General features: G+C 71.7%; 21 protein-coding genes. 6 read left to right on the top strand and 15 right to left on the bottom strand.

The genetic code is table 11. The annotated features are described in order from the left end of the window. From QR78_RS14525 to pxpA, 3 genes are all read right to left on the bottom strand, one after another. On the bottom strand, positions 1 to 513 hold a 513-nt coding region (locus tag QR78_RS14525; protein ID WP_048428247.1), incomplete at its 3' end, for a biotin carboxylase N-terminal domain-containing protein. 5 nt (positions 514 to 518) lie between these two features. After that, the gene (locus tag QR78_RS14520) at positions 519 to 761 is read right to left on the bottom strand and encodes an acetyl-CoA carboxylase (RefSeq protein ID WP_048428246.1); all 243 of its coding nucleotides are present in this window, start codon (positions 759 to 761) and stop codon (positions 519 to 521) included. Positions 762 to 1,067: 306 nt separating this feature from the next. After that, positions 1,068 to 1,814, bottom strand: coding sequence for a 5-oxoprolinase subunit PxpA (gene pxpA, locus QR78_RS14515; RefSeq protein ID WP_048428245.1), 747 nt, complete (start codon positions 1,812 to 1,814; stop codon positions 1,068 to 1,070). 123 nt (positions 1,815 to 1,937) lie between these two features. Between pxpA and QR78_RS14510 the strand changes: the two genes are divergently transcribed. Next, positions 1,938 to 2,843: a LysR family transcriptional regulator gene (locus QR78_RS14510; protein ID WP_048428244.1), complete on the top strand. Its 906-nt coding sequence runs from the start codon at positions 1,938 to 1,940 to the stop codon at positions 2,841 to 2,843. A 27-nt stretch (positions 2,844 to 2,870) separates the two neighbouring features. Here the strand turns inward: QR78_RS14510 and QR78_RS14505 are convergent, their stop codons facing one another. Together QR78_RS14505 and QR78_RS14500 are read right to left on the bottom strand one after the other, a co-directional pair. Then, entirely contained in the window at positions 2,871 to 4,940 is a 2,070-nt protein-coding gene (locus tag QR78_RS14505) for a di-heme-cytochrome C peroxidase (protein WP_179945836.1), read from the bottom strand. Positions 4,941 to 5,025: 85 nt separating this feature from the next. After that, positions 5,026 to 6,792: a patatin-like phospholipase family protein gene (locus QR78_RS14500; protein ID WP_053220928.1), complete on the bottom strand. Its 1,767-nt coding sequence runs from the start codon at positions 6,790 to 6,792 to the stop codon at positions 5,026 to 5,028. Positions 6,793 to 7,567: 775 nt separating this feature from the next. Here QR78_RS14500 and QR78_RS14495 point away from each other — a divergent pair. From QR78_RS14495 to QR78_RS14480, 4 genes are all read left to right on the top strand, one after another. Beyond that, the gene (locus QR78_RS14495) at positions 7,568 to 8,890 is read left to right on the top strand and encodes a quaternary amine ABC transporter ATP-binding protein (protein WP_048428243.1); all 1,323 of its coding nucleotides are present in this window, start codon (positions 7,568 to 7,570) and stop codon (positions 8,888 to 8,890) included. Continuing rightward, the gene (locus QR78_RS14490) at positions 8,806 to 9,657 is read left to right on the top strand and encodes an ABC transporter permease (RefSeq protein WP_048428242.1); all 852 of its coding nucleotides are present in this window, start codon (positions 8,806 to 8,808) and stop codon (positions 9,655 to 9,657) included. Before QR78_RS14495 ends, QR78_RS14490 begins: the two co-directional genes overlap by 85 nt. A 62-nt stretch (positions 9,658 to 9,719) precedes the next feature. Continuing rightward, complete coding sequence (locus QR78_RS14485; RefSeq protein ID WP_048428241.1) at positions 9,720 to 10,556, top strand: glycine betaine ABC transporter substrate-binding protein; 837 nt, start codon at positions 9,720 to 9,722, stop codon at positions 10,554 to 10,556. Positions 10,557 to 10,744: 188 nt separating this feature from the next. Beyond that, on the top strand, positions 10,745 to 12,337 hold the full coding sequence (locus tag QR78_RS14480) for a fatty acyl-CoA synthetase (RefSeq protein ID WP_202972702.1): 1,593 nt from the start codon (positions 10,745 to 10,747) through the stop codon (positions 12,335 to 12,337). A gap of 33 nt (positions 12,338 to 12,370) precedes the next feature. Here the strand turns inward: QR78_RS14480 and fixJ are convergent, their stop codons facing one another. From fixJ to QR78_RS14460, 4 genes are all read right to left on the bottom strand, one after another. Continuing rightward, the gene (gene fixJ, locus QR78_RS14475) at positions 12,371 to 12,982 is read right to left on the bottom strand and encodes a response regulator FixJ (RefSeq protein ID WP_048428240.1); all 612 of its coding nucleotides are present in this window, start codon (positions 12,980 to 12,982) and stop codon (positions 12,371 to 12,373) included. Continuing rightward, on the bottom strand, positions 12,972 to 14,519 hold the full coding sequence (locus tag QR78_RS14470; RefSeq protein ID WP_048428239.1) for a PAS domain-containing sensor histidine kinase: 1,548 nt from the start codon (positions 14,517 to 14,519) through the stop codon (positions 12,972 to 12,974). The genes fixJ and QR78_RS14470 overlap by 11 nt, the downstream gene beginning before the upstream one ends. A gap of 76 nt (positions 14,520 to 14,595) precedes the next feature. Beyond that, positions 14,596 to 15,264 (bottom strand): helix-turn-helix domain-containing protein, encoded by a 669-nt coding sequence (locus QR78_RS14465; RefSeq protein ID WP_053220927.1) that lies wholly within the window; start codon positions 15,262 to 15,264, stop codon positions 14,596 to 14,598. Between the two features lie 578 nt (positions 15,265 to 15,842). Continuing rightward, on the bottom strand, positions 15,843 to 17,258 hold the full coding sequence (locus QR78_RS14460) for a DUF2254 family protein (protein ID WP_048428238.1): 1,416 nt from the start codon (positions 17,256 to 17,258) through the stop codon (positions 15,843 to 15,845). A 60-nt stretch (positions 17,259 to 17,318) separates the two neighbouring features. Between QR78_RS14460 and QR78_RS34125 the strand changes: the two genes are divergently transcribed. Further along, entirely contained in the window at positions 17,319 to 17,819 is a 501-nt protein-coding gene (locus tag QR78_RS34125; protein ID WP_125901137.1) for a hypothetical protein, read from the top strand. Between the two features lie 213 nt (positions 17,820 to 18,032). Here the strand turns inward: QR78_RS34125 and QR78_RS14450 are convergent, their stop codons facing one another. The 6 genes from QR78_RS14450 to ccoG all read right to left on the bottom strand — a co-directional run bounded on the left by QR78_RS14450 (position 18,033) and on the right by ccoG (position 23,532). Then, complete coding sequence (locus tag QR78_RS14450) at positions 18,033 to 18,410, bottom strand: response regulator transcription factor (protein WP_048428236.1); 378 nt, start codon at positions 18,408 to 18,410, stop codon at positions 18,033 to 18,035. A 64-nt stretch (positions 18,411 to 18,474) separates the two neighbouring features. Further along, positions 18,475 to 18,930 carry a CBS domain-containing protein gene (locus QR78_RS14445; protein WP_048428235.1) on the bottom strand — a complete coding sequence of 152 codons (456 nt, stop codon included), beginning with the start codon at positions 18,928 to 18,930 and terminating at the stop codon, positions 18,475 to 18,477. Between the two features lie 44 nt (positions 18,931 to 18,974). Further along, complete coding sequence (gene ccoS / locus QR78_RS14440; protein WP_048428234.1) at positions 18,975 to 19,112, bottom strand: cbb3-type cytochrome oxidase assembly protein CcoS; 138 nt, start codon at positions 19,110 to 19,112, stop codon at positions 18,975 to 18,977. 18 nt (positions 19,113 to 19,130) lie between these two features. Beyond that, a complete protein-coding gene (locus QR78_RS14435) occupies positions 19,131 to 21,455 on the bottom strand; it encodes a heavy metal translocating P-type ATPase (RefSeq protein WP_048428233.1) in 2,325 nt (774 codons plus the stop codon). Positions 21,456 to 21,467: 12 nt separating this feature from the next. After that, positions 21,468 to 21,965: a FixH family protein gene (locus QR78_RS14430; protein WP_048428232.1), complete on the bottom strand. Its 498-nt coding sequence runs from the start codon at positions 21,963 to 21,965 to the stop codon at positions 21,468 to 21,470. A 4-nt stretch (positions 21,966 to 21,969) separates the two neighbouring features. Next, positions 21,970 to 23,532 carry a cytochrome c oxidase accessory protein CcoG gene (ccoG, locus tag QR78_RS14425; protein ID WP_244278480.1) on the bottom strand — a complete coding sequence of 521 codons (1,563 nt, stop codon included), beginning with the start codon at positions 23,530 to 23,532 and terminating at the stop codon, positions 21,970 to 21,972. Between the last annotated feature and the right edge of the window lie 293 nt (positions 23,533 to 23,825).

Raw genomic sequence — 23,825 nt, 5'->3', positions numbered from 1 at the left:
CACCCGGATGCCGCGCCCGCCGCCGCCGGCCGCCGCCTTGATCATCACGGGAAAGCCGATCGCGGAGGCCGCCGCCCTCGCCTCGTCCAGCCCCTCGACCCGGCCCTCGCTGCCCGGCACCGTCGGCACCCCGGCCTTCGCGGCGATCGCCCGGGCGGTCGCCTTGTCGCCCATCTGCCGGATCGTCTCCGGCGAAGGCCCGATGAAGGTGAGGCCGGCCGCCTCGACCATGGCGGCGAAATCGGCGTTCTCGGCGAGGAAGCCGTAGCCGGGATGGACCGCGTCGCAGCCGCTCTCGATCGCGGCCCGCAGCATCGCCGCCTTGTCGAGGTAGGACTTGCCGGCATGGGCAGGCCCGACCTCGACCACCGCGTCGGCGAGCCGGGCGGGCAGCATCTCCCGGTCGGCGGCGCTCACCGCCTGCACGGTCTCGATCCCGAGCTCGCGGGCGGCGCGCCCGATCCGCAGGGCGATCTCGCCCCGGTTGGCGACGAAGATCCGGCGGAGCGCCATGCCGCTCACGCCTCGATGTCGTAGAGCGGCTGGCCGGCCATGACGGCGTCCTCGTTCCCGACGTGGAACGCCCGCAGCGTGCCGGCCTCCTCGGCGATCACCGGCGTGAAGGTCTTCATCACCTCGATGAGCCCGATCGTGTCGCCGACGGCGACCGCGTCGTTCTCGGCCTTGAAGGGCGGGTCGCCCGGATTGGCCGCTCGGTAGAAGGTGCCGGGAATCGGGGCCTGGATGGTCTTGAGGGCCATGGTCGTCCTCGTGGTCGTGTCGGAGTCGTCTCGGGGCCTTGCCGGGGGCGATCCCGGGGATCGGTCCTGCCCGCCCCGGGCGGTGTCGCCGGGCCGGCGCGGTCTAGAGCGCTTCACGATCGCGTTGCAATCGCGAAGCTCCCTAAGTCTTTGTTTGACCGCATTTTCTTCGACGAACCGGCATCCACTTCGTCGGAAAATGCTCTAAGCAGATTTCGCCGAAGTGGATATCGGTTCGGCGCCAAAAATCTGCGACAAAACAATAACCTAAGCGGGCGAAGCGTGGGCCTGCCAACGCAAGTCTGCTTAGGCCGCGTCGTCGCGCCCGTCCCGGCGTGGATCCCGGTCGAGGGCCCGGCGAAGGGTGCGGGCGAGGTCCGCCGCCCCCGGCGTGTCGGAATGGATGCAGATGCTGTCGCGGCCGGCCGGCACGTCGCGCCCGCCATGCGCCGCCACCACGCCCTCGCGGATCGCCCGCAGGGCCCGGGCGGTGCCGGCCTCGGGATCGACCGGCGGGTGCTCGCGGGTGATGATCAGGCCGCCGTCGTCGGCGTAGTCGAGGTCGGCGTAGAACTCCGCCACCAGGGCGTGGCCGCGGGCCCCGTAGACGCGCTCGTGCTCGGTCCCGCGCAGGCCGAGGATCGGCACCCGGTAGATGTCGGCGGCGTCGCAGACGGCCCCGGCGATCTCGGGGTCCCGCGCCGCCATGCCGTAGAGCGCGCCGTGCGGCTTGATGTGGTTGAGGGCTAGCCCTTCCGCGTCGAGGAAGCCCTTGAGCGCGCCGATCTGGTAGATCAGGCAGTTCGCCAGTTCCTCGCGGCCGATCTTCATCTCGCGCCGGCCGAAGCCCTGCCGGTCGGGCAGGGACGGGTGGGCCCCGACCGCGACGCCGTGGGCGCGCGCCAGCCGCACCGTCGCCCGCATGTGGTTGAAGTCGGAGGCGTGGAAGCCGCAGGCGACGTTGGCGACGTGGATGTGCGGCATCAGGGCCGCGTCGTCGCCCAGCCGCCAGATGCCGAAGCTCTCGCCCATGTCGCAGTTGATCGAGACCATCGGGGGTGCCTCCGACCGGAACGCGTCCGGAGAGTTGCAGCCGCCCCGTCCATTGTAAAATCGGAAATCTGCGTGGCGGCATTCGAGAAATCCGATACCCCTGGGCCGACGGGGGGCCAGGGCATGTCGATCTCGCTCAAGCAGATCCGCTACTTCATCGCGGCGGCGGAATCCGGCCGCATCTCGCAAGCCGCCGTCGAGCTGAACGTGTCGCAATCGGCCGTCACGGCGGCGGTGCAGCAGCTCGAGGCGCTGCTCGGCGTGCGCCTGTTCGAGCGCCACCCGGCCGGGGTCGCGCTGACGCGGGAGGGCAGCCGGTTCCTGCTGCATGGCCGCAACATCATGGCGGCGGTGGCGGAGGCCGTGCGCGAGCCGCGGGCGGCGGGCGCGGCGGTCGCCGGCACGGTCCGGGTCGGGGTGACCTACACGGTGGCGGGCTACTTCCTGCCGCGCCACCACGCCCGCTTCGCCTCGAGCTTCCCGGGCGTGACCTTGAGCCTGCACGAGGCGCCGCGGGACGCGATCGAGCAGGCGCTCCTCGACGGCGCCCTCGACATCGCCGTCATGCTGGTCTCGAACCTGGAGGCCCGCGAGGCGCTGGCCTGCGAGACCCTGATCCGGTCGCGGCGCCGGCTGTGGCTGCCCGCCGAGCACCCGCTCCTGCGCGAGGAGCGGGTCGGCCTCGCCGAGGTCGCCCGCAACCCCTACATCCTGCTCACCGTCGACGAGGCCGGCGACACCGCCGGGCGCTACTGGGCCCGCAGCCCGCACCGCCCGGAGGTGATCTTCAAGACCTCCTCGGTCGAATCGGTGCGCAGCATGGTGGCGGCCGGGATGGGGGTGACGATCCTCTCCGACCTCGTCTACCGGCCCTGGTCGCTGGAGGGCCAGCGCCTGGAGCGGCGCGAGCTCGCCGACGACGTCCCGACCATGGATGTCGGCCTCGCCTGGCGGGCGACGGCCGAGCTCACCCCCGCCGCCCGGGCATTCCGCGAGTTCCTGAACCTCGCCTGCGCCGGCCAGGGCTGATCCGCGTCCCTGGGCCGGGCTCGCGCCTCACCGCGGCGCGGCGGAGGCGAGGGCCTCGCAGCGCGTCGTCGAGGCGGCGGCCCGGGCGGGGTCGGGGTCGACGCCGTTGATGCAGTCGGTCTTGAGGAACTCGATCAAGGCCATGCGCTCGTCGACCGAGAGCGCCCGCCCGATGATGCCCTTCCCCTTGCCGTCCGCGAATTCGTGGCCGGTGTTGAGGTTGCCGCGCTGCGCGGTGTCGAGGGTGAACAGGCCGCCGAGCCGGTTGGCCTCGGCGCCGGCCTCGGCGTTCAGGCACGCGCGCGGGTCCTTGCGCGAGGCCGCGACCGCGGTGAGCTGATAGCCGAGGCAGACCGGGTCGAATTCCCGCCGGCCGAGAGTGAAGCTCTTGGGGCGCTCCGCCACCGGCGACAGCAGGGCGAAGACGTTCGGGACCGAGCCGTTATGCAGGAAGGGCGGCGTCGCCCACACCCCGTCGAGGGGGCGGGCCTTGTAGGCGGCCGGCGCCTGGATGCCGTTCGGGCGGTATCCGTTCAGCCTGTCGCGGTCGGGCGTTGGGGTCGGCGGGGTCTGGCCGTCGTACCAGCGGTCGACCGTGCGCTTCACCGTCACGCCGAGGGCGGGGCCGAACGCGTAGCGGCCGTCCTTGTCGGGCTCGCCGAGCGCGACGTCGCCGGGCCCGTCCTCGCGCCGGTCCTTGAGCGCCTGCACCAGCGGGGCCGGCAGGGCGACCGTCCGGGCGATCATGTCCTCGGCCTGGGCCGGGTCGGTCCCGATCGTGCCGATCGGCAGCGTCTTGACCACGAGGTAGCGCTGGCCGGACGCGTTCGGCGGCAGCCACGCCTTGGAATCCCAGAACGCCGTGCTGCCGATCGGGGCCTGGTGGCAGCCCTGGCACAGCTCGCCGTAGAGCCCGGCGCCCCTGCGGGCGCGGTCGGGGTCGATCGCGTTCGCCGCGTCGACCTCGGCGAACAGGCTCGGCCAGCGCGGGGCGCGCAGGCCCGTGAAACCGGCCTGCGCGTCCGGCTGCTCGCCGGCGATCTGCTTCTCGATGCGGGCGATGTTCTCGACATGCACCTGCGAGGCGAACAGCCCCTTCCCCGGATCGGTCAGGTTGACGGGAGCCGAGACGCCGAGGGCCTCGCCGGCATTGCGCACCATCGGCTGCTCGATGGAGGCGTTGTATTGCACCCAGTCGAACCAGGACGTGTTCCAGACGTGAGGGAAGTTCACCGGCGCGGTGGTGGCGGCGTAGTTCGCCTCGCGGGACGCGTCGTCGAGGTCGAGGGCGAAGACCGTGTTGCCGATGCGGTTGAGGGCGTCGAGCCGGCCGTAGCCCTCGTCGACCGTCGCCGACGAGACCTTCTTGTCGAGCTTGCGCACCGCGTCGAGCCGGTCCCACAGCGCGTCGAGCTGGGCGCGCAGGGCGGCCTTGTCGGCCTCGCTCGCATCCTCGCCGAGCACGTTCATGGCGAACCGGTCGAAGCGGCCGGGCACGTATTTGGTGAACAGGACCGAGAGGCCGAGACCCTGCCGGAACTTGCCGAGATCGGTGAGCGCCGGCCCGCCATCGACGAGGAGCGCCGTCTCGCGATAGGTCAGCCGCCCGGTATGGCAGGCCGCGCAGGTGAAGCCGATCTTGTGGGTCGGCTTTCCCGTGCGCGGGTTGAGCCAGGGCTGGCCGTCGGGCAGCAGCATGGTGCCCTGGTCCCTGGCCTTGTCGCCGCCCCGGGCAAAGCCGATCGGCAGCTGGATCTCGCCGCCGCGCGTCGCGCCCGGGATGAAGCCGTAGCGGTCGAGATAGGCGGGATCGGCGAGCCGGCCGACATCGCCGACCAGCGTCAGGCGCGGCTGCTCGAGGGCGATGAACCACTCGTAGGGGATGTTGAGGGTCTGCGTGCCCTGGTCGGCGTGGTGGTACCAGTCCTGCTCGTCGTTCGACCAGGCCTGGCCGAGCCAGCGCGCCGCCTTGACGGGTGGATAGTCGGGCAGCGCGACGTACAGCTTGTCGCGGTAGATCTTGAAGCCGATGCCGACGACGATCAGCACGACGGCGACGAGGCCGACGATGATCTTGGCGAGGCGCCCCGTTCCCACGTTCGTAGTCTCCGCTCGAATGGACGATCGTCGGGGCGGGTCGCGATCGCGCCCGGCCCGTCTGCTGCACCTGGTCGTTTGAACGTCAGGGTGCGTCGGTGTCGTGCGCCGGAAAATCGGCTTTCAACGCCGTGATCGTCCTCGCGACGATCGCGTCGACCTTGCGCGAGGCGACGCCGACGCCGAACGTCTTGGCTCCCTTGCGCGCCAGATAGCCGAGGATCACGCCCATATCGTCGGTTTCCTTGCGGAAGTCGATGTCGACGAGGGTCGAGACCACCTTCTCGATGCGCCGCTTCAGGTCGCCGCGCAGGAGATCCTGCCGGACGTCCTCGGGACGGGCCCGGTCCGCCTTTCCGATCTCGATCGGCTTCTGTAGCTCCGGCGTCAGCGGGATGATCGGATAGAGCGCCACGCCCTCCGGCGGGCCGCCGTCGAGCCGGAGCGTCCGGACCCTGAACCCGCTCTCGCCGCCGGGGGCGACGGAGCCGGTCGCCGCGCTGGCGTCGCGCACCTTCCAGTGCTCGGCGATGGTCGGGCCCTTGAACAGGTCGTTCGTCGCCGGCAGCACGAAGTTCCAGCGCAGGAAGGCCTGGGCGTTGCGGCGCCCGAGGAGGTAGTCGTGGCGGCGGAAACTCTCGTGCAGGAAGCCGCTGAACCCCCCGAGCGCGCCGCTGGCGATCGGGAACATCACCGGCTTGCCGTCCGCCCGCTGGCGCACCGGCGAGACGATGAAGCGGGAGAAGTCCGAGCCGTCATGCGCCCGGGCGAGCTCGTCGGGCTTGAACCGCGCCTGGTTGATCAGCGCCGAGAACAGGCCCGGCAGCGCCGTCGCGAGGGTGCCGGTGACGGGATCGGCCGCCAGGGCCTGGTAGTTGGGGAACGGCGCGATCAGCACGACCGAGCGTCGGGCCTTGTCGCCGGCCGGCTCGTCCGGATACCCGTTGGTGAGGTAGCGCCGCGCCTGTTCGAGCGGCTCGTTGTCGATCGTGCCGCCGTCCACGGCCCAGTACCGGGCGGTGCCCTTGACGTCGTAGCGGTCATCCGGCGGGATGACGACGAAACGGCCGTCGGCGTCTACGCGGCCCACCGTGCCCCAGGTCAGGAGCTCGGCGCCCGGCCGGCTGACGTGGCGGGGCGCGAGCCCGACCGGGAAGGCCCCGGTCGCGAGCGCCGCGACCTTGAAGAAGTCCCAGGCCGGGTCGTCCGTCCGCGTCACGTCGAGCCAGGGATCGCCGGTCGGGGCCCGGCCGCTGCCCAGCTCGAACGAGGCGACGTCGGCGTGGTTCGTCATGCCGAAGGCCCGGTTCGCCCCCGCCCCGACGAGGCCGAACGAGTACGGGACCCCGCGCAGGTTCGTCAGCGTCAGCATCACCCGCAAGGCGTCGCGCCCGCCCCGGCCGATCCAGGGCCGGCGGACGGGCGGTCCGTCGATCGCGAAGGCGCGGCCCAGGATGTCGTCGAGGACGGCGCTGCACAGGACCGACCGGAGCCCGGTCGTGCCGTCGAGGTCCCCGGTCTCGAGCAGGCGCTCGATCGCGATGTCGCGGACCCAGCTCGCGTAGAGCCGGTTCTGCGGCTCGGGCGGCGGCGGAGCCGCCGGCTGGACGTGGTCGAGGCGGCGGAACATGTGCAACGCCGCCATGCCGGCGGTCATGCCGCCCGCCGAGGCGCCCGCCAGCACGGGCACGCGCACGTCGTGGGTCGGGCCGTCCCAGCCGGGCGCGTCGCGGGCGGCGTAGTAGCCGTCCAGCGCCTCGATCAGGAAGTCCATCACGCCGGCCGAGTAGCAACCGGCCGAGATGGCACCGGCCAGCACCAGGCCGACCTCGTAGACGGGACGTTCGGGCATGGCTCCCCCGGGATTCTCGACGTCCCGGCTCGTGGTCTTGCCCGCATCGGCACAAGATCTCACCGCTCGACGACAAGACGACGGAAGCGGCCGGTTTCCGGGTCGGTCAAAATTGATCCGTGATGCAAAATCATACCGAGTTGCGGCCGGTGTCAAGGTTGTGTTCTGGGAAACATATTTTCGATCGTCCGTCATGATTGTAGCCGAGACACGCCTTTCTAGATTTTTTATCAATTTTCATATGATCTCTGCAGATCGTATCGACTGATTGCGAGCGTAAAAGAAAAAATTTAACGATTGTTGGATATATAAATAATCAAATTACAAGTGTTTGTGCGAGTAATTATTTCGGCACATGAGCATTGGTGTAGAATACGCATCTCTGGACCGTCGCAGATGCGCCGCAGGCGGGTTCGGGACGGTTGCTCGGCGGACCGCCCCGACACATGCCGGATCGAGGTCACGGATCGACGAGGAAGGAAGGGCCCGCGGAAATGACGCAAGGTCATATCGGCCGATGTGCCGAAAGGGCAGTCAGCATCTGCACAAGACAGTATCACCCGTGCCGTCGACGATGCCAATATTGCGCTGCACAAGCATGATGAGGTTGTCGCGTTCCACAAGGGTCGTTTTTCCGGTAGAAAGCGTCGCCGCGCGACAAGCCCTCCCGTGCGGCCCCACTAGCTTTTCATCATCCCAGATCGAAGGCACCGCGTCGCCGGCGGTGCCGGGTGATCGATCGGGGATTGCGTCACTCCCGGGGAGTCGTGAGCAGATGGGCCGCATCACTCTGCAGGGCATCGGCAAGATCTTCGGTCACGACCCCGCCCGGGCGATGGACCTGATGGCCCAGGGCAAGAGCAAGGCCGAGATCGCCGCGCTCTGCGGGGCGGTGGTCGGCCTGCGCGACGTCGCCGTCGAGGTGCCGGAAGGCGAGATCCTGGTCCTGATGGGCCTCTCGGGCTCGGGTAAGTCGACCCTGCTGCGCTGCATGAACCGTCTCGTCGAGCCGAGCTGCGGGCGCATCGTCGTCGACGGCACCGACGTGACGGCGCTGAGCCGCCGCGACCTGCTGGCCTTCCGCCAGAAAATGTTCGGCATGGTCTTCCAGCATTTCGCGCTGCTGCCGAACCGTACCATCCTGGGGAATGTCGGCTTCGGCCTCGAGATCAAGAAGGTCCCGGCCGCGCAGGCGCGCGAACGCGCGATGCGGGCGATCGAGCTCGTCGGTCTCAAGGGTTGGGAAGCGAAGTATCCGAACGAGCTCTCGGGCGGCATGCAGCAGCGGGCCGGCCTCGCCCGGGCCCTCGCGGCGGATGCCGAGATCCTGCTGATGGACGAGGCGTTCAGCGCCCTCGACCCGCTGATCCGCCGCGACATGCAGGCCGAGCTGCGCGAATTGCAGAAGACCCTGAAGAAGACCATCGTGTTCGTCTCGCACGATCTCGACGAGGCGATCGCGCTCGGCGGCCGCATCGTGCTGATGAAGGACGGCGAGGTGGTCCAGGCCGGGCGGCCCGAGGAGATCGTGGCGGCGCCCGCCACCGAGTACGTCGCCCGCTTCGTCGCGCATATCGACCGGGTCGCGGTCCTGCGCGCCGGACAGGTGGCCGACGGGACCGCCCCGGTCCTCTCCCCCACCCAGACGGCCGCCGAGGCGCGGGCGGTACTGGCCGGGCGTGGCGGCGAGGCCTGGCTGGTCGCCGGGCCCGACGACCGCTTCGCCGGCCGCCTGCCGGCCGTCCGCCTCGCCGCCGCCCGCCCCGACGAGACGCTGGCGAGCCTCCTCGACCGGGATCCCGGTACCGTCGAGGCCGGAGCCGGCCTTGCCGGGCTCCTCGGCCGGGTCGCCGCCGAGGGCGTGCTCGCGGTGGTCGACACCGAGGGGCGCCTCGTCGGCAGCCTCACGAGCCGGGACGTCGTGCTGGCCCTCTCGGCCCGCCCGGGCGCCGGCGGATCCGTCCCCGGCGGCCACGAAGCCGCGATTTCCTCCGAGCCGGCAGGAGCTGAGCGATGGACTGGACAATCCCCAAATTCCCCCTCGACACGCTCAGCGACGAGGGCCTCGATTGGCTCACCGACCATGGCAGCTGGCTGACCCGGGCGGTCAGCCGCCACGTCGCCGACTGGATCGACGCGCTGACCTCGGCCCTCGTGGCCGTGCCGCCCTGGATCGTGATCGCGGTCGCGGCGCTCGCCACCTGGAAGATCGGCGGCCGGCGGGTCGGGCTCCTGACCCTGTTCGGCCTCCTGTTCCTGTGGAACCTGCGGCTGTGGCAGGCGACGGTCGAGACCCTGGTGCTGGTCATCCTGGCGACCGCGGCGGCTCTCGTCATCGGTATCCCGGTCGGGATCTGGTTCGCGCTGAGCCGGCGGGCCTGGCGGATCTTCTCGCCGGTCCTCGACATGATGCAGACGCTGCCGAGCTTCGTCTACCTGATCCCGGCCCTGCCGTTCTTCGGCCTCGGGGCGGTCTCGGCCTGCTTTGCCACCATCGTGTTCTCGGTGCCGCCGGTGATCCGGCTGACGGCGCTCGGCATCCGCAACGTGCCGGCCGAGCTCGTCGAGGCCTCGGACGCCTTCGGCGGGTCGTCGGCCCAGAAGCTCTTCAAGGTCCAGCTGCCGCTGGCGCTGCCGACCATCATGGCGGGCGTCAACCAGACCATGATGCTGGCGCTCTCGATGGTGGTGATCGCCGCGATGATCGGGGCCGGCGGCCTCGGCCGGGTGGTGTGGCAGTCGATCCAGCGCCTGGAGGCCGGCGCCGGGTTCGAGGCCGGCATCGGCATCGTCATCCTGGCGGTGATCCTCGACCGGGCGACCCAGGCGCTCGCCGCCCGCGCCCGCCCGCACGGCACCGCCTGACCTTTCACCCAGGCCCCCTTGGTCAAGCCCCCTCGCCACTGCTCGTCCAGAAAGGTCCCTCGATGCGCGCATCCACCTTCGGCGTCGTCCTCTGCCTCGCGCTCGCCCAGACGCCCGCCGAGGCCGCCGGCAAGCAGGTCCGCCTCGCCTATGTCGAGTGGGCCGACGCGGTGGTCGCCACCAACATCCTCAAGCTCGCCCTGGAGGAGAAGGGCTACGAGGTAAAGGCGATCCCGCTGGCCGCCGCCGCGATGTGGCAGGCCGTGGCGACCGGGGATGCCGACGCCAGCGTCGCCGCCTGGCTGCCGGTGACCCAGGGCGCCTATTACGAGAAGCTGAAGAACCGGCTCGAGCTGATCGGCCCGAACGTGACCGGCGCCAAGATCGGCTGGGCGGTGCCCGCCACCTCGCCGCTGAACTCGATCGAGGACCTGAAGACCAAGGCCGCCGAGGTCGACGGCAAGGTGATCGGCATCGATCCCGGCGCGGGCGTGATGAAGACCTCGGAGGCGGCGATCAAGGCCTATGGCCTGCCGGTCAAGCTCCTCGACGGCAGCGACGCCACGATGACGAGCGCGCTCAAGGACGCGATCCGCCGCAAGCAGGACATCGTCGTCACCGCCTGGACGCCGCACTGGATGTTCGCCCGCTACCAGCTGAAGTACCTCGCCGACCCCAAACAGGTCTTCGGCGGCGAGGAGAGCGTCAACACCCTGGCCCGCAAGGGCCTGAAGGAGGACATGCCGGAGGTCTACGGCATCCTCCAGAAGTTCAAGCTCGGCATCAAGGACGAGGAGGCCGTGATGGCCGAGAACGAGGAGAAGGGCGCCAAGCCCGCCGAGACCGCCGCCAAGTGGATCGCGGCGAACCGCGCCACCGTGGACGGCTGGCTGAAGTAAGCCGCAGCCCCGACGCGTCCCGAACCGCCGCCGCCCCGCCGGGCCGCGGCGGTTTTCGTGCGTTCGGGGGATGCCGCGACGCACCGGCTCGACGTCGCCGCCCGCGTGGCGCCCGCACCGGCGTGACTTGGCGGCACGACCTTGCGACAAGGAACGACAAACACCGAAAACCGGAGGGACGCCGCGCCATGGCACACGAGGACATGCAGGAGGCCGACCGCGCCCGGCGCGACACGATCTCGGACGCCCTGCGCCGCGCGGCGCGGCGCTACCGGGACCGCAACGCCCTGTCCTTCGCCGATCGACGCTGGAGCTTCACGGCCCTCGACCGCGCCGCCGACCGGGTCGCCGCCGGGCTCCTGGCGGCGGGGCTGTCGCGCGGCGACCGGCTCGGCGCGCTCGGGCGCAACTCGGACGCCTACCTGATCCTCTGGCTCGCCTGCGCCCGGGCCGGGATCATCCACGTTCCGGTCAACTACGCGCTTACCGGGCGCGAGCTGCGCTACGTCGTCGAGCAATCCGGCGCCGCTTGCCTGATCGTCGATCCGGCCCTCGAGGGGAATGCCCGGGAGGCGCTGGGCGCCTCCGCCGCGCCCTGGTTCGGCACCCTGTTCGGCGGGACCGGCCTCGACGTGCTGCACCTTGCGGGCGACGGCGGTCCCGCCGAGCCGGTCGAGGTGCCGCTCGCCGAGGACGACGTGGTGCAGCTCCTCTACACCTCCGGCACCACGGCGGCGCCGAAGGGCGCCATGATGACGAGCCGGGGGCTGCTGGCGGAGTACCAGAGCTGCATCCTCGCCCTCGATTTCGGGCCGCACGACCGGGCGCTCGCCGCGCTGCCGCTCTACCACACGGCGCAGATGCACGCCTTCACCATGCCCCAGCTGCTGGCCGGGGCCGAGACGGTGCTGATCGAGGCGCCCGCGCCGCAGACCTGCCTGCAGCTGATCGAGGCGCACCGCCTGACCTCGTTCTTCGCCCCCCCGACGGTGTGGATCAGCCTCCTGCGCTCGCCCGACTTCGCGACGCGGGACCTGACGAGCCTGCGCCACGTCTATTACGGCGCCTCGATCATGCCGGTGCCGGTCCTGGAGGAGCTGCGGGCGCGGCTGCCGGGGGCGCAGCCCTACAATTGCTACGGCCAGAGCGAGATCGCGCCGCTCGCCACCGTCCTGCGTCCCGAGGAGCACGACGCGCGCCCGGCCTCCTGCGGCCGGCCGGTCTTCAACGTCGAGACCCGGATCGTCGACGACGCGATGCGGGACGTCGCCCCCGGCGAGCGGGGCGAGATCGTCCACCGCTCGCCCCAGCTGATGGCCGGCTACTGGGACAAGCCAGAGGAGACCCGCGAGGCGTTCCGCGGCGGCTGGTTCCATTCCGGCGATGTCGGGATCATGGACGAGGCCGGCTACATCACGGTGGTCGACCGGGTGAAGGACGTGATCAAGACCGGCGGCACCATCGTGGCGAGCCGCGAGGTCGAGGAGGTGCTGTTCACCCATCCCGGCGTGTCGGAGGTCGCCGTGATCGCCCTGCCCCACCCGAAATGGATCGAGGCCGTGACCGCCGTGGTGGTGCGCCGCCCGGGCGCCGCCGTCGACGCCGAGGAGCTGGTCGCCCATTGCCGGGCCGGCCTGGCGCCGTTCAAGGTCCCCAAGCGCATCCTGTTCCAGGACGACCTGCCCCGCAACACCGCCGGCAAGCTCCTCAAGCGCGCGCTGAGGGACACCTACGCCGCCCTCGACTGGAACGAGGAGGCCGACGCCGCCCGGGGGCGGTGAAGCGCCGTCGCACGCGCGGGCCGGGCGGGCTTCCTACCCGCCCGGCCGGACCATCAGCGCCATCCGGACCAGCTCGGCGAGGCTGCCGGCCTGCATCTTCGCCATGACGTTGGCGCGGTAGATCTCGACCGTGCGCGGGCTGATGCCGAGCGCCTGGGCGATGACCTTGTTGGGGCTGCCGGCCATCAGCTCGTCGAGCACCTGGCGCTCGCGCTCCGAGAGTGCGGCGATGCGCCGGCCGGTCTCGGCGACGGCGGCGTGGCGCTCGGCGGCCCGGCGCCCGCTGTCGAGGGCGGCGCGCACGGCGGCGAGCAGGACCTCGTCGTCGAACGGCTTCTCGATGAAGTCGAACGCGCCCTCGCGCATCGCCGCGACGGCGAGCGGCACGTCGGCGTGGCCGGTCATCACGATCACCGGGCGCCCGTCGCCCTGCGCCTTCAGGCGGCGCAGCAGCTCGATCCCGTCGAGGCCCGGCATGCGCACATCGGTGACGATGCAGCCCGCGGCCTGCGGGGGGGCGGCGAGAAAGGCCGTGGCGGAGTCGTGCAGGCGCACCGGGATCCCGTCGGAGGCGAACAGGAAGGCGAGGGACTGACGAACCGCGAGATCGTCGTCGACCACGTCGACCGGCACCTCACCCGACATCGTCCAGCTCCCCTCTGTCGACCGCCCGCAGCGTGAAGCGGAAGCAGGTCCCCTGCCCGGGGCGCGACTCGGCCAGGATCTTGCCGCCATGCGCCTCCACGATGGTACGGCAGATCGAGAGCCCGACCCCCATCCCGTGCGCCTTGGTGGTGACGAAGGGCTGAAACAGCCGCTCCAGCACCTCCGGCGCGAGGCCCGGCCCGGTATCGGCGACGCCGATCTCGACGAGACCTTCTCCGGGCAAGGCCCGGCTGGTGACGCGCAGCTCGCGCCGGGAGGCGTCCTGCATCGCCTCGATGGCGTTGCGGATCAGGTTGAGCAGGACCTGCTGCACCTGGATGCGGTCGGCCAGCACCAGCGGCGCCTGCGGGTCGAGCGCGAAGGTGACGTGGACGCCCCGCTCCTTGGCGCCCACGAGGGCGAGCGCGCTCGCCTCCTCGACGAGCTTGGGCAGCCCCTCGATGTGGCGCTCCCCCTCGCCGCGGGCGACGAACTCGCGCAGGTGGCGGATGATCTGGCCGGCCCGCAGCGCCTGGTCGGCGGCCTGGCCGACCGCGTCGGCGAGCATCGGCACCTCGGGCCCCTCCATCCGCTGGAGCAGGCGGCGGCAGCCCTTCAGGTAGCTGGCGATGGCGGTGAGTGGCTGGTTGATCTCGTGGGCCAGCGTCGAGGCCATCTCGCCGAGCGCGGTGAAGCGCGACATGTGGACGAGCTCGGATTGCAGCTCCTGCAGCCGGGTCTCGGTGCGCTGGCGCTCGGTGAGGTCGCGGATGAAGCCCGTGAAGTAGCGCGCCCCCGACGAACGCATCTCGCCGACCGCGAGCTCCATCGGAAAGGTCGAGCCGTCCTTGCGCCGGCCGACGACGACGCGGCCGATGCCGATGATGCGCCGCTCGCCGGTGGCGAGATAGCGGGCCATGTAGGAATCGTGCCGGCTGCGATAGGGCTCGGGCATCAGGAGGCTGACGTTCTGCCCCACCACGTCCTCCGGCGCGTAGCCGAACTGGCGCACCGCCGTCGCGCTGAAGGATTGGATGCGGGCCTCCTCGTCGATGACGATCATCGCGTCCGGCACCGTCTCGAGGATCGAGCGCAGATGCGCCTCGCGGGCGCGCAGCTCGGTCTCGGCCTGGCGCTGGGCATGGATGCTGAACACCACGCCGCGATGGCGCACCGGCCCGCCCTGCGGGTCGATCTCGATGGTCCCGCGCGAGCGCAGCCAGTCGCTCCGGCCGTCGGGGCGCACCACCCGGTAATCGACCTCGTAGCTGCCGCCGCGGTCGAGCGCGCGCCGGATCGCCGCCGCCCGCGCCTCGCGGTCGTCCGGGTGGACCAGGGCCTGCGTCGCCTCGAAGGTGGTGAGCCGATCGGGCGGGACGCCGAACAGCCGCGCCCCGCTCGCCGAGACCGAGATCCGCCCGGTCGGCACGTCGAGCGACCAGAAGCAGATGCCGACCTCCTCGAGCGTCTGGCGGAGCTCCTCGGCGTTGGGCGCGGCGTCGGGGGGCGGGATCGCGGTGGAATCGGGCTTCGTCATGCGGGCCGAAGGGCGCGACGCGGGATCGGATCGCCGGGATAGCAAAAACCGGGCGCGGCGTCCGCCCCCGGCGCCCTCAGCCGTCGAGGCGCCGCAGGGCCGCCCGGTCGCGCAGCTCGACCGCGCGCCGGTGGGCCGGCAGGGCGATGAGCCCGTCGCGCTCCAGCTGGGTGAAGGTGCGCGAGACGCTCTCGACCGTGAGACCCAGGTGGTCGGCGATGTCGGCCCGCGACATCGGCAGCGCCAGGACGCCGTCGGCCCCCGCCCGCTCGGCGAGGCCGAGGAGGAAGCTCGCCACCCGCTCCCTGGCGGTCTTGCGGCCGAGCAGCAGCATGTGATCCTGCGCCCGGGCCAGCGCCCGCAGCATCGCCGCCACCACCTCGCACGCCAGCGCCCCGGCATCGCCCGTCAGCGCGGCCCGGTCGCTCCGGCGGTGGGCCGTGAGCACCGTGTCGACCACCGCCTCGGCCCCGGTCCTGCGCTCGTCGCCGGCCTCGAGGCCGAAGATGTCGCCCGGGAGGTGGAAGCCGTCGATCTGCCGGCGCCCGTCGCTGAGAAGGCGGTAGGTCCGCACCGCGCCCGACACCACCTTGTAGAAGTGGAGCGGGCGGTCGCCCTCGGCGTAGATCTCCTCGTCGGCCTCGACGCGGCGGCGCGCCCCCGGCTCCTCCGGACGGAGATGGGCGTGGACGGGCCCGGCGTTCAGCGCGGGGCCGAGGCCGGCGGTGGCGAGAGCGAGCTGCATCGGATGCCTCGTCGGGCGATCGTTCGGGCGGTCTTGACGAGGTCCATGGCTAGGCGATCGAGGGCGGCGGCGACATTCCGGTTCGACGCGTAAGGGATTCCCCTTAGGCCCGAACGCGTCCGTATCGGTGATGGACCGGGGGGGCCTGGCTTCGCCAAGGTCCCGATCACGGCCTCGGTGGTCCCGGTCTTGCGGCGCCGGGCCAGCTCGCCGACACGGGGATTGCGGACGTTCGAAGTCATCGCCAAGGCAGCGCCTCCGTCGCGAAGTAACGGCAAAAACTTGGAGAGCCTGCTTGATTATGACTGGCAAATACCAGCAGCGGTCTTGGGTTATCATACCCTTTCACCGCATCCTGAGGTGCGAGGCGATCGAAGATCGCCGAGCCTCGAAGGAGGGATCGAGTGATCTCGGAGACTTCTGGATCCCTCCTTCGAGGTTAGTCGATTTCCAATCGACTAACACCTCAGGATGAGGTTGCTGGTAGGATAGAGTATGTCGATCGGTCAAACAGGGTCTCGGACGCAAGCGTGCGGCGTCGGTCCGATGCGGGCTTCCACCGAATGGCGGGGGCTGCCCTACGACGTCGTCCCGGGCACCCGGGTCGAGCGCGAGTTCAGCTTGCCCAGGCTGCCCGCAAGCGCGGCGGATGCCCTGGCGACCTCCTCCGCCACGCTCCCGAAGCCGCGTTCCTCCAAGGCCGAGGCCAGGTCGTGCAGGGCGGCTTCGAGCTGCCGCGTCAGGACGTGCTCGCCCAGGCTCGACAGCGCCCGGTGGGCGACATCCGCCAGTCTCCCGGCCGTCGGCGCCTCGACGTGGCGCAGCAGGATGGCGAGCGTGGCGACGGCCTCGGTCAGGGTCTGGGACTGGATCGATTCGGAGGCGACGACGATCACGGCCTCGAGGGCGTCGGTCGCGATGACGGGAGCGGCGTCGCCGTAGACGATGCGGGCGCCGTCATCGCCCCGGATCTCGATCTCGCCGCGGCTCCACTGCGCGATGATGTCCCGCAGCGCCTGGATCACCGTGAGGCCCGGATTGGGGTTCGATTTCGAGGTCGAGACGGACGTCCAGGCGATGGTCGCGAGCTGGTGCAGGCCGTAGGCGGTGCTCGTCTGGAGATCGCGCCCGTCGTCATACGCGAAGGCGGCGAGCGTCTCCTCGGCGATGCGCTCCTGCGCCTCCGCGTCCAGGACGACGCCGGGGCCGCACCGGAGCCGGAACACCGGGTCGCCGACGGCGCGATACGTCCCGAGGGCGATGAGGACCTCGACCTCGACGTCGCCGTGCCGCTCCAGGGCCGTCTCGACCCGAGCGAGGTCGAGCCCGACGACGTAGCCGCTCTCCCGGGAGCGGACGAGGGCGCGGTCGGCCCAGTCGCGGCGCGTCGTCCTGCGGGTCGCCGCCAGCACGTCGAGATCCGTGCCGCGCGCTTCGAGCACCTTGTCGTGGATGAACTGGATGATCTGTTCCGGCCGCATCTGGTCGATCGTGTTGTAGATCATCACGATGATCAGGCACAGCGCCAGGGCGGTGAGCAACAGACTGAGCGCCGCCGCGAAGACCGGGCGGTGGTAGTCGGTATTGGTCACGAGCGTCGTCAGCACGAAGACCGACAGGCCGACGAAGTAGCCGAAATAGAGCTGGTTGGTCCGCCGCGCCATGAACTGGTCGGTGACCTGCGCCGTCAGGGCGCCCGCGCCCTGCTGCACGGCGAGAAGCAGGAGCGAGAAGGTGATCGAGGTGACCGTGACGATGCTCGATGCCACGGTCGCGAGCAGGCTGCCCAGGGCCGCGCGATCCCCCATCAGGGCCCCGAGCCAGGCAAAGCCGTGGGGCGCCCGGTCGCCGGACCACGACCCGTCCGCCAGATAGACCAGGGCGCTGAGGCCGACGAAACCGATCACCGTAGCGAGCGGCAGAGCCAGGAACTGCCGGAACGACCGTCGGATCGCGCTGACGACGCGGTTCGGAACCGATGCAATGGCTTTCATCGACGACTGTCACCACGCGGCACTGCCTGTCCGCCTGGCTTAGCATGGGGGCGACGGGCCATGCAGGACGGTCTCGGGGCCTTCACCGTCGCGCTGCGCCGCAGCGTCCGCTCCCGCGATCTGCGTACGAAGCACGCTTCGGCACAGACCGGTCTTTTCGAGCGGCGGCATGCGGCGGTCCCGGCGGCGGGCCTCACCCGGCCCGACGAACCTGCGCGTCGGGAACCCGTCGGAACAGGCCACGCCCGCGCGGGGAACGCGGCGATCGGATCGTCGTTGTCCGGCAGGAAGCATCACGAGCCCGTGAGGAAGACAGAGCCCATGACCGTCTCCAGACTGACCGTTACGGCATGCGCCGGAATTCTCGGTGCCGTCCTGATGTCGATCCCGGCCTCCGCGGCGCCGCTGCCCGCCCCGAGCGCCGGGCAGACCGGCACGAGCGCAACGATCGACGGCAACTCCCTGGTGACCCCCGTCCGCAACATGGGCAACGGCAAGCATCCGTCCCGGCCGAGGGGCCAGAAGCGTCGCGGCATGACGTCCGGCGGCTCCCGCCACTGAGCGTCGGTCCGCTCCCTTGAAACAGGCGGACCGCCTGCCACACGGCCCGATCGCGAGGCGCGGTCCGTCACGCCTGTTCGACACGACCCGATCCCGGTGACGCTCCGGAGCATGAGCCGCTCCCCATCTTGGCGGCGGTGACCGGGATCGAGACCCGGGTGGACCGCGCAGTATCGTCAGCCGCTGGCCGACGCGGGGGTGCCCGGTGCGTCTTCACGCCGAGGCGGACAGCGCATCGTGGATGCCGGAGAGCAGCGATCCGTCCTCGAAGGGCTTTTCCACCACCTGCCGGAAGCCGGCCCGCGCGGCGCGGTGGCGCAGATCTTCGGTGAGGCGCCCGGTGACCAGGATGGCGGGCAGGCTCACGCGCCGGGCGCGCAGGTGCCCGACCAACTCGACCCCGTCCATGCCCGGCATGTGATAATCCACGACGAGGCACCCCGACCGGGGAAGCCCCGCCTCGCCGAGCAGCTGGCCGGCATCCTCGTAGAGGCGCACGTCGAGCCCTTCGAGCTCGAGGGCGAATTTGAGCGAGCGTCGGACGGCCTCGTCGTCGTCGACGACGAGGACCGGTCCCGTGGGAGCGGGCATGGCGGCCTTGGACCCTGTCTTGCCGTATCGTGGTCCGGCCCGGCGCGGGCCGCCTTGATCTTGCTCAAGCGGGGTCCGTCGGGGCTCCGGCCGGCGCGCCGGGGGCCTGCGCCGTCCCGGGCGGGATGTCGCGCAGCGAGATCATCCCGACCACCTCGCCGCCGCGCATGACCGGCAGGTGGCGGAATCCGCCCACGCGCGTCAGCGCGTGCGCGTCCGCGAGGCTCGCCTCGGCGGCGATGGTCCGGGGATCGCGGGTCATCACCTCGCGCACCAGGGTCAGGTGCGGGTCGCGGTGGCCGGCGATCACCCGCACCGCCACGTCCCGCTCGGTGACGATGCCGACGAGGCGGTGCGCCTCGACCACCACCAGGGCGCCGATACCGTCATCCCGCATGCGGTGGCACGCGCTCGCCACCGTGAAGCTGCCGCTCACCCCGCGCAGGGGCCGGTCGGCCAGGAAGGCGGCGACGGTCGTGTCGGGCCGGATCGTCTCCGAGAGGGCGGTCGCATCGGTCATGGGCTGTTTTCCGCTGGTGGGCAAGGGAGGACCAGGGCCGGCGCTCAGTCGTCCGACAGGGCCCGCAGCTCGGCCCCCTCGACGTCGTCGTACTGGCCGGAGCGCAGCGCCCACAGGAAGGCGCCGAGGCCCAGGCCGCCGAGGCCGAGGGCGATCGGGATGACGAGGAGAAGCACGGCCATGGCAGGGTCCGGAGGCGGTCAGGGGGTGGCGATGGCCGGATCCGCCGGCACCTCGGCGGTCCCCTCCGGTGGGGGAGACGGCGTGGGCCGCGGACGGGCGCGGGCGCGCAGCGCGTTGAGCGTGACGACGACCGAGGAGCCCGACATCGCCAACGCGGCGATCAGCGGCGTGAGGAGCCCCGCGGCGGCGAGCGGCACCGCGACGAGGTTGTAGGCGCCCGCGAGCCACAGGTTCTGCCGCATCAGCCGCCGGGCCCGGGCGCCGACCGCGATCACCGAGAGCACCGGCGCGAGGCTGCGGCCGAGGAAGAGCGCGTCGGCAGCGGCCTGGCTCACATGCGCGGCGGTGACCGGCGAGAGCGAGGCGTGGGCGGCGGCGAGCGCCGGTGCGTCGTTGAGGCCGTCGCCGACCATCAGCACCCGCCGACCGGCGCGGCCGAGGGCCTCGATGCGAATAATCTTGTCCTGCGGGGTGAGACCGGCCTCCCACTCGCTCACGCCGAGCCGCGCGGCGACCGCCGCGACCGCGCTCGGCCGGTCCCCCGACAGGATCGCGATCCGTCGTCCCTCCGCCCGCAGCGCGGCCATGACCGCCGCCGCGTCCGGGCGAAGCGCTTGGGCGACCGGGTAGGCGACCGGCTCCCCGGCCCCGGCGCGAAAGCAGATGACCGAGGCCTCCGGCGCGGCGGCGAGGGCCGCTTCGGCCTGCGCCTCGGCGCCGCAGAAGGTTGGGGAGCCGAGGCGCAGCTCCACGCCGTCGACGGTCGCCCGGACGCCGAGGCCTGCCGCTTCCTGCGCCCCCGGATAGGGCTCGGCGCCCTCCGCGGCCTGCCGCGCCAGGGCGGCGGCCATCGGGTGGCGGCTCGACAGGGCGAGGCGGGCGGCCCGGGCCAGCGCCGCGGCGTCACCGGCCTCGGCGGCCAGGACCGGCTCCGGCAGGGTCAGCGTGCCGGTCTTGTCGAACACCACGGTGTCGATCTCGCCCATTCGCTCCAGGGCGGAGCCGTCGTTGAGAAGCACGCCGTCGCGAAACAGCGCGCCGGCGGCGACGACCTGGACGGCGGGGATCGCGAGGCCGAGCGCGCAGGGACAGGTGACGACGAGCACCGCGACGGCGGTGAGGAGCGCGGCGTGCGGACCGGCCCCGGCGACGAGCCAGCCGGCGAAGGTCAGCGCGGCGGCCGCATGGACCAGCGGCACGTAGAGGCGGGTGGCCCGGTCGGCGAGCACCAGCGCCCGCGAGCGGGTTTCGAGGGCACGGCGCATCAGCGCCTCGACCTCGTCGAGGAAGCCCGCCCCGGCCGCCGCCGTGACCGCGACGACGAGCGCGCCGTCGCCGTTGAGGGCGCCGGCCTGGACGAGGGCCCCCTCCTCCACCGGCACCGGTGCGGTCTCGCCGGTGACGAGGCTGCGGTCGAGGTCCGAGCGCCCGCGCTCGATCCGGCCGTCCATCGGCACCCGCTCGCCCGGGCGCACCAGCACGCGGGCGCCGGGCGCGACCTCGGCGAGCGGGACGTCGCGCACCGACCCGTCGGGCTCGATCCGCGCCGCGGTCTCGCAGCGCAACGCCGCGAGATTCTCGGCCAGCGTCCGGGTCCGCCGCCGCATCGCCTGTTCGAGCACCCGCCCGATCAGCAGGAAGAACAGCAGCATGATCGCCCCGTCGAAATAGGCGTGGGTCGCCCCCAGAGCCGTCTCGACCACCGACATCACGAGGGTCAGCACCACCCCGAGGGTGATGGGGAAGTCCATGGTGATCCGTCCGGCCCGCAGACCGCGGAGCGCCCCTTCGTAGAACGGCCGGCCCGCATAGGCGGCCGCCGGCAGGGCGACGAGCGCTTGGATCCAGTGGAAGAGGTCGCGGTTCTCGGGCGTCATGTCGGAGACGCTGCCGGCCCAGACCGAGATCGCCAGCAGCATCACGTTCATCGAGGCGAAGCCCGCCACCGCCAGGGCGCGGATCAGCCGCTCGCTCTCCGCCGCCTCGGCATCGGCCGGCCGGTGCGGGTCGAAGGGATGGGCGGCGTAGCCGAGGGCGGCGAGCCGCGCCCGGATCAGTCCCACATCGGGCTCGGCCTCGGGTGCCCACTCGACCGCGAGGCGCCGCTCGGTGAGGTTCAACCGCGCCACGGCTACGCCCGGCACCTCGGAGAGGCCGCGCTCGATGGCCGCGAGGCAAGAGGCGCAGCGCACGCCCTCGACGGCGAAGTCGGCCCGGGCCGCGCCCGCCCGGGTGCGGGTGACGAAGGCGTCGTAGTTGCGCTCCCGGGAGGGCCGGGTGTTCGCCTCGCTCCAGGCGGCATGGGCCTCGACATAGGCGAGCGCCGCATCGGTGCAGCACATCGAAATCCGCCCCTACTCGATGGTGACGCGGCGCTCGCGCCGAAGCTCGATCCCGCTCGGTCCCGTCACCTCGAGGACGAGCCGCCACTGGCCGGCCGGCAGCGTATCGAGGTTGCCCGCATAGGTGCCGGGGTCGGTCGCCGCGAGGGCCAGGGCCCGGTCGAGGCGGGCATCGGTCGGCCGCTCCAGCCGGGCGCGCAGGTCCTTGCCGGCGAGCGGCGCGCCGTCGGGCCCGCGCAGGGAGACGGTCAGGCCGATGCCGGCGCCGTCGCGCGCGATCGTGCCGTCGAGGTGCCATCCCCGGGCGGTCTGGGCCCGGGCCCGGGCGCGCTCGGCGGTGTAGACTTGCCCGGCATGGTAGGGCGAGGCCGCCTCGAGCCCCGTGAAGGTGCGAAAGGCCGAGGTGACCAGGAGGGCGTCGGCCGCCGCGATGGTGCCGAAGAAGCCGATCAAGGCGAGGAGGACGTGCCGCCCGGTGAGGCGGAACGGGGCGAAGAGGCGGGCCTGCATGGTCCTAGGGTGCCTTGAAGTGGTCCTGCGCCAGGGCGGTCTCGCCGCTGGCCGGATCGGTGACGCGGAAGGCGAGCGGCGCCGAGCCGGCGCGGCCGGGCGGGGCGAAGACGAGGACGCGGTATTCCCGCGTCGTGTCGGCCGGCACGACGAGGTCGTCGGCGGCGCCCACCACCTCGAGACGGGCGCCCGGCAGCCCCTCGAGGCCGAGGACGAAGCGCCGCTCGACCGGGCGCTTGTTGATGACCCTTACGGCGTAGCCGTTGCGCACCCCGCCCTCCGACAGGACGACGAAGAGCGGGTTGCGGTCGTGCAGGACGCTGATGCCGGTGAAGCTCCGGGTCGCGAGGCTCGCGAGCATGAAGCCGCCGATTCCCACCACCAGGAGGCCGTACGCGACCGTGCGCGGGCGCAGGATTCGCTGAACCGGCGGCAGGCCCGCGGCCCGGCGCCGGCCATTCGCCTCGGTGTCGTAGGCGATGAGGCCGGTCGGCCGCCCGAGCCTCGCCATCACGGCGTCGCAGGCATCGGCGCACAGGCCGCACTGGATGCAGGCGAGCTGGAGCCCGTCGCGGATGTCGATCCCCGCCGGGCAGGCGGTGACGCAGGCGTAGCAATCCACGCAATCGCCGGCCGGCCGACCCGCGGCGCGCAGGGCGGCCGCCGTCTTGACCGAGGCGCGGGGCTCGCCGCGCTCGACCCGGTAGAGGATGTTGAGGGAGTGGGCGTCGGTGAGGGCGCCCTGGATGCGCGGCCACGGGCACATGTAGGTGCAGACCTGCTCGCGCAGGTGGCCGGCGAGCAGATAGGTCGTGGCGGTCAGCGTCAGGATGGCGAAGCCCGCGACCGGCGGGGCCTGGAAGGTCGCGAGCTGGCGCACCAGGGTCGGCGCGTCGGCGAAGTAGAGCACCCAGGCACCGCCGGTCCACCAGGCGATCAGGAGCCAGATCGCGTGCTTGAGGGTGCGCAGGGCGATCTTCTCGACCGACCAGGGCGCCGCGTCGAGCTTGAGCCGCGCCCGGCGGTCGCCCTCGACCAGGCGCTCGACCGCGAGAAAGAGATCGGTCCAGACCGTCTGCGGGCAGAGATAGCCGCACCAGATCCGGCCGGCGACGGCGTTCATCAGGAAAAGGATCAGGGCCGCCAGGATCAGCAGGCCCATCACGTAGGTGACCTCCTGCGGCCACAGCTCGATGAAGAAGACATAGAGGCGGCCGCGGTCGAGGTCGATCAGCACCGCCTGCGACGGTGCCCCCGGGCCGCGGTCGAATCGCAGGAACGGCACGAGGTAGTAGACCCCGAGCGCCACCGCCAGGATGATCCATTTCGCGGTGCGGAACCGGCCCCGCACCGCCTGCGGGTGGATCTTCCGGCGCGCTTCGTAGAGATCGCCGGTGACCGCCGGCACCGCCGGCCGGATCGCGGCGGTGCCGAACTTCGCCTTGCGGCCTTCACGCGGAGCCGTGGACCGTGCCGTCGTCGCAGGTTCGCTCAAGGCCATCGCCGCCTGTCCAGCCGCCCGGGTGCGGGCAGGAGCCGTCTTGGGGCGGGCGGCGGCCCGCGTCATTGATCTCCCGCAATCGCAGGGCTGTCGGGGGAAGCGGAGGGGCGCCTCGTCCCCTCTCCCCGCGGGCGGCTAACGTGTTCAAACATCTCGGTTTGGGCGCGCTTCCATGTGGAAGTCGCGCGCCTCCCCTCTCCCGTGTGGGAGAGGGGCCGGGCGATCGAAGATCGCGCGTGAGGGTGCTACGGTTCTTATTCAAGCACTGAACGTCGTGCTGGCAGCGTGACGCTCAGTACGTGATCCTGACGCGTGTCACCCTCGCGCGATCTTCGATCGCCCCTACCCCTCTCCCACAC

Source organism: Methylobacterium indicum (assembly GCF_001043895.1).
In the GTDB taxonomy this organism is placed as follows: domain Bacteria; phylum Pseudomonadota; class Alphaproteobacteria; order Rhizobiales; family Beijerinckiaceae; genus Methylobacterium; species Methylobacterium indicum.
This window is presented reverse-complemented; position numbering and strand designations above follow the sequence as displayed.

Excerpts from the sequence above, each read along its gene's own strand:
- QR78_RS14495 (WP_048428243.1), top strand. The coding sequence starts at position 7,568 with ATGGGCCGCATCACTCTGCAGGGCATCGGCAAGATCTTCGGTCACGAC.
- QR78_RS14435 (WP_048428233.1), bottom strand. The coding sequence starts at position 21,455 with ATGTGCTGCACCGATGCGGCGCTCGCCTATGTCGAGGCCCATGCCGCC.
- QR78_RS14460 (WP_048428238.1), bottom strand. The coding sequence starts at position 17,258 with ATGAAAGCCATTGCATCGGTTCCGAACCGCGTCGTCAGCGCGATCCGA.
- QR78_RS14470 (WP_048428239.1), bottom strand. The coding sequence starts at position 14,519 with ATGACGAAGCCCGATTCCACCGCGATCCCGCCCCCCGACGCCGCGCCC.
- pxpA (WP_048428245.1), bottom strand. The coding sequence starts at position 1,814 with ATGGTCTCGATCAACTGCGACATGGGCGAGAGCTTCGGCATCTGGCGG.
- QR78_RS14520 (WP_048428246.1), bottom strand. The coding sequence starts at position 761 with ATGGCCCTCAAGACCATCCAGGCCCCGATTCCCGGCACCTTCTACCGA.
- QR78_RS14490 (WP_048428242.1), top strand. The coding sequence starts at position 8,806 with ATGGACTGGACAATCCCCAAATTCCCCCTCGACACGCTCAGCGACGAG.
- QR78_RS14510 (WP_048428244.1), top strand. The coding sequence starts at position 1,938 with ATGTCGATCTCGCTCAAGCAGATCCGCTACTTCATCGCGGCGGCGGAA.
- QR78_RS14465 (WP_053220927.1), bottom strand. The coding sequence starts at position 15,264 with ATGCAGCTCGCTCTCGCCACCGCCGGCCTCGGCCCCGCGCTGAACGCC.
- QR78_RS14485 (WP_048428241.1), top strand. The coding sequence starts at position 9,720 with ATGCGCGCATCCACCTTCGGCGTCGTCCTCTGCCTCGCGCTCGCCCAG.
- ccoS (WP_048428234.1), bottom strand. The coding sequence starts at position 19,112 with ATGGCCGTGCTTCTCCTCGTCATCCCGATCGCCCTCGGCCTCGGCGGC.
- QR78_RS34125 (WP_125901137.1), top strand. The coding sequence starts at position 17,319 with ATGCAGGACGGTCTCGGGGCCTTCACCGTCGCGCTGCGCCGCAGCGTC.
- QR78_RS14450 (WP_048428236.1), bottom strand. The coding sequence starts at position 18,410 with ATGCCCGCTCCCACGGGACCGGTCCTCGTCGTCGACGACGACGAGGCC.
- QR78_RS14480 (WP_202972702.1), top strand. The coding sequence starts at position 10,745 with ATGGCACACGAGGACATGCAGGAGGCCGACCGCGCCCGGCGCGACACG.
- ccoG (WP_244278480.1), bottom strand. The coding sequence starts at position 23,532 with ATGACGCGGGCCGCCGCCCGCCCCAAGACGGCTCCTGCCCGCACCCGG.
- fixJ (WP_048428240.1), bottom strand. The coding sequence starts at position 12,982 with ATGTCGGGTGAGGTGCCGGTCGACGTGGTCGACGACGATCTCGCGGTT.
- QR78_RS14430 (WP_048428232.1), bottom strand. The coding sequence starts at position 21,965 with ATGCAGGCCCGCCTCTTCGCCCCGTTCCGCCTCACCGGGCGGCACGTC.
- QR78_RS14445 (WP_048428235.1), bottom strand. The coding sequence starts at position 18,930 with ATGACCGATGCGACCGCCCTCTCGGAGACGATCCGGCCCGACACGACC.
- QR78_RS14500 (WP_053220928.1), bottom strand. The coding sequence starts at position 6,792 with ATGCCCGAACGTCCCGTCTACGAGGTCGGCCTGGTGCTGGCCGGTGCC.